At 70.9% G+C, this 9,547-nt stretch carries 10 protein-coding genes; 7 read left to right on the top strand and 3 right to left on the bottom strand.

Features of this window, described 5'->3' with window-relative positions; genetic code table 11:
- Together CCN39_RS23450 and CCN39_RS23445 are read left to right on the top strand one after the other, a co-directional pair.
- On the top strand, nt 1–856 hold an 856-nt coding region (locus CCN39_RS23450), incomplete at its 5' end, for a 3' terminal RNA ribose 2'-O-methyltransferase Hen1 (protein WP_086845350.1).
- Nucleotides 853–3,345, top strand: coding sequence for a polynucleotide kinase-phosphatase (locus CCN39_RS23445; RefSeq protein ID WP_086845348.1), 2,493 nt, complete (start codon nt 853–855; stop codon nt 3,343–3,345). The genes CCN39_RS23450 and CCN39_RS23445, both read left to right, overlap by 4 nt.
- On the opposite strand, the gene CCN39_RS23440 is transcribed toward CCN39_RS23445, so the two are convergent.
- Nucleotides 3,346–3,672 carry a hypothetical protein gene (locus tag CCN39_RS23440; RefSeq protein ID WP_086845346.1) on the bottom strand — a complete coding sequence of 109 codons (327 nt, stop codon included), beginning with the start codon at nt 3,670–3,672 and terminating at the stop codon, nt 3,346–3,348.
- Nucleotides 3,669–4,589 (bottom strand): mycothiol conjugate amidase Mca, encoded by a 921-nt coding sequence (gene mca, locus CCN39_RS23435; RefSeq protein ID WP_086845345.1) that lies wholly within the window; start codon nt 4,587–4,589, stop codon nt 3,669–3,671. Before mca ends, CCN39_RS23440 begins: the two co-directional genes overlap by 4 nt.
- A 134-nt stretch (nt 4,590–4,723) precedes the next feature.
- Between mca and CCN39_RS23430 the strand changes: the two genes are divergently transcribed.
- The 3 genes from CCN39_RS23430 to CCN39_RS23420 all read left to right on the top strand — a co-directional run bounded on the left by CCN39_RS23430 (nt 4,724) and on the right by CCN39_RS23420 (nt 6,728).
- On the top strand, nt 4,724–5,167 hold the full coding sequence (locus tag CCN39_RS23430; RefSeq protein ID WP_086845343.1) for a DUF4307 domain-containing protein: 444 nt from the start codon (nt 4,724–4,726) through the stop codon (nt 5,165–5,167).
- Nucleotides 5,168–5,362: 195 nt separating this feature from the next.
- The gene (gene greA / locus CCN39_RS23425; RefSeq protein ID WP_086845342.1) at nt 5,363–5,863 is read left to right on the top strand and encodes a transcription elongation factor GreA; all 501 of its coding nucleotides are present in this window, start codon (nt 5,363–5,365) and stop codon (nt 5,861–5,863) included.
- Nucleotides 5,864–5,915: 52 nt separating this feature from the next.
- Nucleotides 5,916–6,728 carry an MBL fold metallo-hydrolase gene (locus CCN39_RS23420; protein WP_086845340.1) on the top strand — a complete coding sequence of 271 codons (813 nt, stop codon included), beginning with the start codon at nt 5,916–5,918 and terminating at the stop codon, nt 6,726–6,728.
- A 516-nt stretch (nt 6,729–7,244) separates the two neighbouring features.
- Here the strand turns inward: CCN39_RS23420 and CCN39_RS23415 are convergent.
- Nucleotides 7,245–7,718: an Lrp/AsnC family transcriptional regulator gene (locus CCN39_RS23415; RefSeq protein ID WP_086845338.1), complete on the bottom strand. Its 474-nt coding sequence runs from the start codon at nt 7,716–7,718 to the stop codon at nt 7,245–7,247.
- A 109-nt stretch (nt 7,719–7,827) separates the two neighbouring features.
- On the opposite strand from CCN39_RS23415, the gene hppD reads away from it, so the two are divergent.
- Complete coding sequence (hppD, locus tag CCN39_RS23410; RefSeq protein ID WP_086845336.1) at nt 7,828–9,027, top strand: 4-hydroxyphenylpyruvate dioxygenase; 1,200 nt, start codon at nt 7,828–7,830, stop codon at nt 9,025–9,027.
- A gap of 122 nt (nt 9,028–9,149) precedes the next feature.
- A partial coding sequence (locus tag CCN39_RS23405) for a YbaB/EbfC family nucleoid-associated protein (RefSeq protein WP_244210960.1) occupies nt 9,150–9,547 on the top strand: 398 nt, incomplete at its 3' end.

Genomic DNA, 9,547 nt, shown 5'->3' with positions numbered 1-9,547 from the left:
CGACGCGCTGCGCCACCTGTACGTCCTGCTGCCCGCGCTCGACGGCGACAAGCACTACTGGGTCGGCCAGGACGAGGCCGACAAGTTGCTGCGCGCCGGCGACGGCTGGCTCGCCGGGCACCCCGAGCGGACGCTCATCACGAACCGCTACCTCGAGCGGCGCCGCCCGGTCGTCGCGTACGCGCTTTCGCGGCTGGCCGAGGCGGACGACGTCCCGGCGGAGGCCGAAGCGCTGGTCACGGAGGTACCGGACAAGCCGGAGAGCCTCGCGTCGCAGCGCCACGGCAGCGTGCTCGCCGCGTTGCGGGCCGCGGGCGCCCGGCGCGTCCTGGACCTCGGGTGCGGCTCCGGCGCGCTGCTGCGCGTCCTCGAAAAAGAGCGGTCGTTCACCGAGATCGTCGGCGTCGACGTGTCGAGCAGTGCGTTGACCATCGCGGAGAAGCGGTTGAAGGAGAGCTCGCGCGTCACGCTGCGGCAGTCCGCGCTCACCTACGCCGATCCGGCGCTGGCCGGGTTCGACGCCGCCGTGCTCATGGAGGTCGTCGAGCACGTCGACGCCGACCGGCTGCCGGCACTGGAACACGCGGTGTTCGGGGTCGCGGCACCGCGCACGGTGCTCGTCACGACCCCCAACGCGGAGTACAACCGGCTGTTCGAGTTCCTGCCGATGGGGCATTTCCGGCACGCCGACCACCGGTTCGAATGGACGCGAGCCGAGTTCCGCGCCTGGGCGGACGGCGTCGCGACCCGGCGCGGCTACGACGTCCGATACCTGCCGATCGGACCGGAGGACCAGGAATCGGGACCGCCGACCCAGATGGCGGTCTTCACCACCCAAAAGGAGGTGGCCGCGTGAAGCTGACCGTTCCCGACATGGCGCTCGTCGTGCTCGTCGGCGCTTCCGGCTCCGGCAAGTCGACGTTCGCGCGCACGCACTTCGCGCCGACGCAGGTGCTCTCCAGCGACTTCTTCCGCGGGCTCGTCGCCGACGACGAGAACGACCAGTCGGCCTCGGCCGACGCCTTCGACGCGCTGCACTACATCGCGGCGAAGCGGCTCGCGGCCGGGCGGACGACCGTCATCGACGCGACGAACGTCCAGCGTGCTTCGCGGGCGAGCCTGGTGAAGCTCGCGAAGGAGCACGACGTGCTGCCGACGGCGATCGTGCTCGACCTGCCGGTGGCCGTCTGCGCCGCGCGCAACGCGTCGCGCACCGACCGCGACTTCGGCGACCACGTGATCCGGCGGCAGCGCGGTGAGCTGCAGCGGTCGCTGAAGTCGCTGGAGCGCGAGGGGTTCCGGCGCGTGCACGTGCTGCGCAGCGAAGCCGAAGTGGCCGAAGCCGAGATCGTCGTCGAGCCGCTGCGCAACGACAAGCGCGAACTGACCGGTCCGTTCGACGTGATCGGCGACGTCCACGGCTGCGCGGCCGAGCTCGAGGAGCTGCTGGCCGAGCTGGGGTACGCCGACGGCGTGCACCCGGACGGGCGGACCGCGGTGTTCGTCGGCGACCTCGTCGACCGCGGCCCGGACACGCCGGGCGTGCTGCGGCGCGTGATGGCGATGGCGTCGTCCGGGAACGCGCTGGTCGTGTGCGGGAACCACGAGCAGAAGCTGGTGCGCGCGCTGCACGGGCGGAAGGTCAACGTCGCGCACGGGCTCGCGGAGTCGCTGGCGCAGCTCGGCGCGGAGAGCGAGGAGTTCCGCCGTCAGGTCCACGAGTTCTGCGACGGGCTGATCGCGCACTACGTCCTCGACGGCGGGAAGCTCGTCGTCGCGCACGCCGGGCTGCCCGAGCGGTACCACGGGCGCGCGTCCGGGCGGGTGCGCAGCATGGCGCTCTACGGCGACACGACCGGCGAGACCGACGAGTACGGCCTGCCGGTGCGGCTGCCGTGGGCGCGCGACTACCGCGGGTCCGCGATGGTCCTGTACGGGCACACGCCGACGCTGGAGCCGGAGTGGGTCAACAACACCATGTGCCTCGACACCGGCGCCGTGTTCGGCGGGAAGCTGACCGCGCTGCGCTACCCGGAGCGCGAAGTCGTCTCGGTGAAGGCGCACCGGGTCTGGTACGAGCCGGCCAAGCCGCTCGACGCGGCGCGGCCGCTGGGCGGGCGCGAGCCGGCGGTGCTGGAACTGGGCGACGTCACCGGGAAGCGGATCGTGCAGACCGCGCACCACGGCCGGGTCGGCGTCTCGGCGGAGCAGTCGGCGGCGGCGCTGGAGGTGATGAGCCGGTTCGCGGTCGACCCGCGGTGGCTCGCGTACCTGCCGCCGACGATGGCGCCGTGTTCGACGTCGTCCCGCGGCGACTACCTGGAGCACCCGGAGGAAGCGTTCGCCGAGTACCGGGCGGCCGGCGTCCAAGCCGTGCTGTGCGAGGAGAAGCACATGGGCTCGCGGGCCGTCGTGCTGGTCTGCCGGGACGACGAGGTGGCGTACCGCCGCTTCGGCATCCGCGGCGGCGGCGCGGTGTACACGCGGACCGGACGGCCGTTCTTCTCGGCCGCGCAGAACGACGCGCTCTTGGCGGACGTGCGGTCAGCGGCGGCCGGGCTGTTCGAGGAGCTGGGTTCGGGCTGGTTGCTGCTCGACGCCGAGCTGCTGCCGTGGAGCGCGAAGGCCGGTTCGCTGATCGCCGATCAGTACGCGTCGGTGGGCGCGGCCGCCCAGGCGGTGCTGCCGTCGGCGGTCTCGGCGTTGTCGACGGCGGCCGCGCGCGGCATCGACGTCGCCGACCTCCTGGCGCGGACGGCGTCCCGTTCCTCCACAGTGGACTCCTACCGGGCGGCGTACCGGCGCTACTGCTGGCCGACGTCGGGCCTGGACGGGGTGCGGCTGGCGCCGTTCCAGCTGCTGGCGTCCGAGGGGAAGGCCTACCACGACCGGCCGCACGCCTGGCACCTGTCGCTGCTGGACCAGCTGGCCGGCCCGCGCTTCCAGCGCACCCGGACGCTCGAGGTGGACCTGCTGGACGACGCGTCGGTCGCCCGCGGCGTCTCGTGGTGGGAGGAGCTGACGGCGGACGGCGGCGAAGGCATGGTCGTCAAGCCGGCGGGCAACCTGACCCGCGGGACGCGCGGGCTGGTCCAGCCCGGGGTGAAGGTGCGCGGGCGCGAGTACCTGCGGATCATCTACGGCCCGGACTACACGCTGCCGGAGAACCTGGACCGGTTGCGCAAGCGGGGGCTGAACCGCAAGCGCATGCTGGCGCTGCGCGAGTACGCCCTGGGCCTGGAGGCCCTGGAGCGCGTCGCGCGGAGCGAGCCGCTGTGGCGCGTGCACGAGTGCGTGTTCGCCGTGCTCGCGCTGGAATCGGACCCGGTGGACCCGCGCCTGTAGCTAGTCGGTCTTCGACGCGGCCGGGGAGTCCTTCGCGGGCTTCTCGGCCGCTTTCGGCTCCTCGGTCTTCGGGTCGGGTTCCGCGGCGGGCTCCTCCGCGGGCGGGTCGTCGAAGCTGGCCGGGACGCGCTTGAGGTGCTTGGTCATCGAGCGGACCAGGAAGGCCACCGCGATGAGGAACAGGATCAGCACCAGGAAGCCGACCGGGGAGGACTTGCCGAAGTCCTCCCCCTGCCCGCCGTTGTCGCCGTTGCCCGGTTGTTGCGTCAGCACCAGGGCCGACGCGGTCACCGGAAGCGCCACGCCGGCCGGCAGCGTCAAACTCATGTGTTCACCTTCTCCTCGGCGCCGGCGATGCCGGCGAACAGGTCGTCCTCCGGCAACGTGCTGTCGACCAGCGACTTCACCAGCTCGTACTCCTCGGTCGGCCAGACCTCCCGCTGCATCTCCCGCGGCACGGCGAACCAGCGGCTGGTCGGGTCGATCTGCGTCGCGTGCGCCTTCAGCGCCTCGTCCCGCACCTCGAAGTATTCACCGCACTCGACGCGGGTCGTCACCCGCTCCATCACATCGCCCCGGTTCGGGTCCCAGTTCGCCAGCCACTCGGTGTACGGCGACTCGAGCCCGGCCTCCTTCAGCGCCTCGTCGAACAGCACCATCCGGGCGCGCGAGAAGCCGTGCATGTAGTACAGCTTCAGCGGCTGCCACGGCTCGCCGGCGTCGGGGAAGCGGCTCGGGTCCGGCGCCGCGTCCCACGCCGCCATCGACACCTCGTGGGTGCGGATGTGGTCGGGGTGCGGGTAGCCGCCGTTTTCGTCGTAGGTGGTGATCACGTGCGGGCGGAACTCCCGGATCACGCGCACCAGCGCCTCGGTGGACTCCTCCAGCGGCACGACGGCGAACGAGCCCTCGGGCACCGGCGGCAGCGGGTCACCCTCCGGCAGGCCGGAGTCGACGAAGCCCAGCCAGCGCTGGCTCACGCCGAGGATCTTGGCCGCGCGGGCCATCTCCTCGCGGCGGATCTCGGTCATGTTGGCCAGCACCTCGGGCCGGTCCATGGCCGGGTTCAGGATGCTGCCGGCTTCGCCCCCGGTGCACGTGACGACCAGCACCTCGTGACCTTCGGCGGCGTAGCGCGCCATCGTCGCGGCACCCTTGCTGGACTCGTCGTCCGGGTGCGCGTGCACGGCCATCATGCGCAGGCGCGGGTTGGCGGTTTTCCTCAGCTCGTCGGCGTCCACCATGCTCCGAACGACTCCCCTTCTGCCCTTATTCCGCGACCCACCTGCGGGCCGCCCACCCAGCGGGCGGATACTCGAGGCGTACCCGCGTCACCATTGTCCCCACGGGTACGACAAGAACGAGCAGGAGGCCCGGGTTGGCAGGCGGACCGGCGGAAACGGCAGCGCCCGCGCTGCTCGCGGACCGGTACGGCTCCGGGCGGGCGACGACGTCCCGGCGCTGGCGGCGCTGGCTCTTCCTGGCCATCGCCCTGCTGGTCAGCGGCCTGATCGCGTGGGTCGCGTACGTCAACCTCGGTTCGGCGCCGATCGACGCCGAGCGCATCGCGTTCAGCGAGAAACCGGGCAACGCGATGGAAATCACCCTCAACGTCACCCGGGACGACGACAGCAGGCCGGGCGTGTGCGTCGTCCGCGTCCGCGACAAGACCGGTGCCGAGAGCGGCCGCAAAGAGCTCCTGATCCCCGCCGGCGCGAAGTACAACAGGATCAGCACGACGATCAAGAGCATCGGGGAACCGGTGACCGCCGACGTTTTCGGCTGCTCGTACGACATACCACGCTATCTGTCAACCCCATAGCGGCCAACGGGGTGAACCGCGCGCTCAACGCCCAGGGTGCGGGGAAATAACGGGCGTCGACCTCTCGCGCCGTGATACTCTGACCCCTCAGCACGGCCCGCGACGGGCCGTGTTTTTCCTTTATCTCAGCCACGCGGGCACCTACGCCCGTGTGGGCCGGCTTGAACACGCAAGCCTGGCAGGCCCGACGAGGAGATGGTGACCGTGAGCGACACCAAGGTGACCTGGCTCACCCAGGATGCCTACGACCGGCTCAAGCACGAGCTCGACGAAATGATCGAGAATCGGCCGGTCATCGCCGCGCGCATCAACGACAGCCGCGAAGAAGGTGACCTCAAGGAAAACGGCGGTTACCACGCGGCTCGCGAGGAGCAGGGCCAGGCCGAAGCGCGCATCCGGCACCTGCAGGAGCTGCTGCGCTCGGCCAAGGTCGGCGAAGCGCCCGCCAACGACGGCACCGCCGGCCCCGGCAAGGTGCTCACCGTCCGGTACGAGGGCGACGACGAGGACGAGAAGTTCCTGCTCGCCACCCGCGAGGAGGGCGCCGAGGGCGAGCTCGACGTCTACTCCCCGGAGTCGCCGCTGGGCAAGGCCCTGCTCGGCGCCAAGGAGGGCGAGTCCCGCGAGTACGAGCTGCCCAACGGCAAGGTCCAGAAGGTGACCCTCGTCAAGGCGGTTCCGTACACCGACGCCTGATCACCACGGCTAGCGTGTCCTCCCAGGATCCACATACTGGGAGGAAACGACCGTGAGCACCGAACCGATGTGCCAGGCCTGCGGCATGCAGTACGCCGTGGCCCGCGACGACTGCCCGGTCTGCGAGGACGAACGCCAGTACGTCCCGCAGTCCGGGCAGCAGTGGACGAACCTGTCCGCGCTCCGCGAAAGCGGCACGTACACGCCGCGCGTCGAAGAGCAGGGCCCCGGCATCACCGGCGTCGGCTCCAACCCGGGGTTCGCGATCGGCCAGCGCGCGCTGCTGGTGCGGGCGCGCTCCGGGAACTTCCTCTGGGACTGCGCCGGCTACCTCGACGACGAACTGGTCCGGCAGGTCCGCGAGCTGGGCGGCATCACCGGCATCGCGATCAGCCACCCGCACTACTACACGACGATGGTGGAGTGGGCGCGCGCCTTCGACGTGCCGGTCTACCTGCACGAAGCCGACCAGCAGTGGATCGGCCGCCCCGATCCGGCGCTGAAGCTGTGGTCCGGAACCACCCTGGACATCGCCGACGACCTGCGACTGATCAACCTGGGCGTGCACTTCGCCGGCGGCACGGTGCTGCACTGGCCGGACGGCGAAAACGGCCAGGGCGCGCTGCTGTCGGGCGACATCGTGCAGGTGATCGGCGACCGGACGCACGTCGGCTTCATGTACAGCTACCCGAACCTGATCCCGGAGCGGCCGCACATCGTCCGCCGCGCGGCGGAGCTGCTGGCCGGGTACCGGTTCGAGGCGATCTACGGCGCCTGGTGGGACGCGATCGTGCGGTCTGACGGCTTCGAGGTCGTCCAGCGGTCGGCCAAGCGCTACCTGGCCCACGTGGCCGAGGAGGGCTGAGCGCTCAGCCCCGCGCGGTCCGCTCCAGCAGCGGGGCGGACCCGCGGCAGCACCGGGGGTAGCACTTGGTGGCCCACCACCCCGAAGCCGGATTGTGACTACGGACGGTAGTACCGCGTCAAGGCGGGAAAGCGTGCCTTGACCCGGCACCACCGTCCGCGTTCAGGCTTCGGATCGGGGTGGTGGGGGGGTCTGGGTGGGGCGCCGGTCATGCCGTCAGCGGTCCGTTCACGCCGGTGAAACCCCTTGGCGTACGACTTCGCCGGAATCCTGTGAGCCGGCCCGGTGGGCCCGCGCCGACCGGCTGCGGGGGCGGCCTCCGCGTGTCGTGCGTGTTCAGCCCCGCGCGGTCCGCTCCAGCAGCGGGCGGACCCGCGGCGGCACCGCCTCAACGAGGCCAGCCCGCAAGCCCCGCGCGCTGCCCGGCCGTCGCGACGAACCTCGCCCCGGACGCGGACCGCACAAACCGGCGCAGCGAACGACCCGCGTCGGCCTGCCCCCGCACGTCGTGCGTGTTCAGCCCCGCGCGGTCCGCTCCAGCAGTGGGCGGACCCGCGGCGGCACCGGTGTCGACAACGCGATCGACGTCGACGTGCGCAGGACGTCCGGGACGCCGACCACCTCGTCGATCACCCGCTGCAGGTCGTCGTTGCCGCGGGCCACCATGCGGACGAACAGGTCGCCCTGGCCCGTCGTCGCGTGGACCTCGCACACCTCGTCGATCGCCGCCAGGGCCTGTGCCACCTCCGCGCGGCGGCCTTGCGCGATCTCCAGCACCGCGAACGCCGTCAGGCCGTAGCCCATCGCCGCCAGGTCGAGCTCCGGCGGGAAGCCGCCGAGGATGCCGCGCTCGGCCAGGCGGTCGAGGCGGGCCTGGACCGTTCCGCGCGCCACCCCGAGGCGGCGGGCGCACTCCAGCACCCCGAGGCGCGGCGAGTCGGTGAGCAACAGCAGCAGCCGCGCATCCAGCGCATCCAAGGTCTCCGGCATATGCAGATTGTCCACGATGACGGCCGAAGTCCGCCGATCACCGGTCATATTGCCCAGCAAAAACAGAGTGCATTGCTCATCTTGCCTCGCTGGGGCGATCCTTCGAGGTATGACCCAGACTGCCGAACCCCAGGGTGCCCTCGACGACGTCAGCTACGACCAGCTGCGTCAGCTGGTCGGGCTCGTCGACCACGACGCCTCGACCGACCCGTTCCCGGTCAAGGCCATGGACGCGGTGGTGTTCATCGCCGGCAACGCCACGCAGACCGCCTGGTACTACCAGATCGCGTTCGGGATGCAGCTCGTCGCGTACTCCGGCCCCGAGACCGGGGTCTACGAGCGCAAGTCCTACGTGCTGAAGTCCGGGTCGGCCCGGTTCGTCATCACCGGCGGCGTGCAGCCGGACTCGCCGCTGCTCGACCACCACCGCAAGCACGGCGACGGCGTCATCGACCTGGCGCTGGAGACCACCGACGTCGACAAGTGCATCGAGCACGCCCGCGCGCAGGGCGCGACCGTCCTCGAGGAGCCGCACGACGTCTCCGACGAGCACGGCACGGTCCGCGTCGCCGCCATCGCGACCTACGGTGAGACCCGCCACTCGCTGGTCGACCGGTCGCGCTACACCGGCGTCTACCTGCCCGGCTACGAGCCGCGCGAGAGCACGATCAAGCGGCCCGAGGGCGCGCCGAAGCGGCTGTTCCAGGCCGTCGACCACTGCGTCGGCAACGTCGAGCTCGGCAAGATGGACTACTGGGTCGACTGGTACCACCGCGTCATGGGCTTCGTGAACATGGCGGAGTTCGTCGGCGACGACATCGCGACCGAGTACTCGGCGCTGATGAGCAAGGTCGTCTCGAACGGCAACCACCGGGTCAAGTTCCCGCTGAACGAGCCCGCCGTGGCGAAGAAGAAGTCGCAGATCGACGAGTACCTCGAGTTCTACGGCGGCGCCGGCTGCCAGCACATCGCGCTGGCCACCAACGACATCATCGCCACGGTCACCGCGATGCGCGCCGCCGGCGTCGAGTTCCTCGACACCCCCGACTCCTACTACGACGACCCCGAGCTGCGCGCCCGGATCGGCAACGTCCGCGTGCCGATCGAGACGCTCAAGGAGCACAGCATCCTGGTCGACCGGGACGAGGACGGCTATCTGCTGCAGATCTTCACCAAGCCGATCGGCGACCGCCCGACCGTGTTCTACGAGCTGATCGAGCGGCACGGCTCGCTCGGCTTCGGCAAGGGCAACTTCAAGGCGCTGTTCGAGGCGATCGAGCGTGAGCAGGAGCGCCGCGGCAACCTCTGACACATCTCGGCGACAGCCACCGTAGGAGACCTCCGGGTCCCCTATGGTGGCTTTCTGCGTGTTTCGGGAACCGGCGGGACCCCGGATCCGTCAATGTGGGGAAGCAGAGAGAAGGGGCCGTGATGCCGGACAGCATCGACGCCAGCGACGCGATGATCGACAACTGGACCAAGCGGCTCGAGGAGAACGCCGCCCGGTACCAGGCGCTGGCCGATCGCATGCAGGGCCAGACGGTCACCGAGCGGTCGAAGGACGGCACGGTCCAGGTGACGATCGATTCGCGCGGGCTGCTGAAGAACCTCGTGATCGCCGAGACCGCGGCCGGGAAGCGGATGGCCGAGGTGTCGGCGCAGGTCATGCAGCTGGTGCAGCGCGCGCAGGCGCGGATCCCGGAGCTGTTGCAGCAGGCCATGACCGAGACCACCGGCACCGGCGACCAGGCCGCGGCGGACACGCCGAGCGCGGCCATCCGGATGCCGGCGATCAGCCCGGGTTCGATCCGCTCCAGCCAGCCGAGGAC

This window comes from Amycolatopsis kentuckyensis (assembly GCF_002155975.1).
Taxonomy (GTDB): Bacteria; Actinomycetota; Actinomycetes; order Mycobacteriales; family Pseudonocardiaceae; genus Amycolatopsis; species Amycolatopsis kentuckyensis.
The sequence above is the reverse complement of the archived record's forward strand: the minus strand, read 5'-3'. Positions and strand labels throughout refer to the sequence as shown.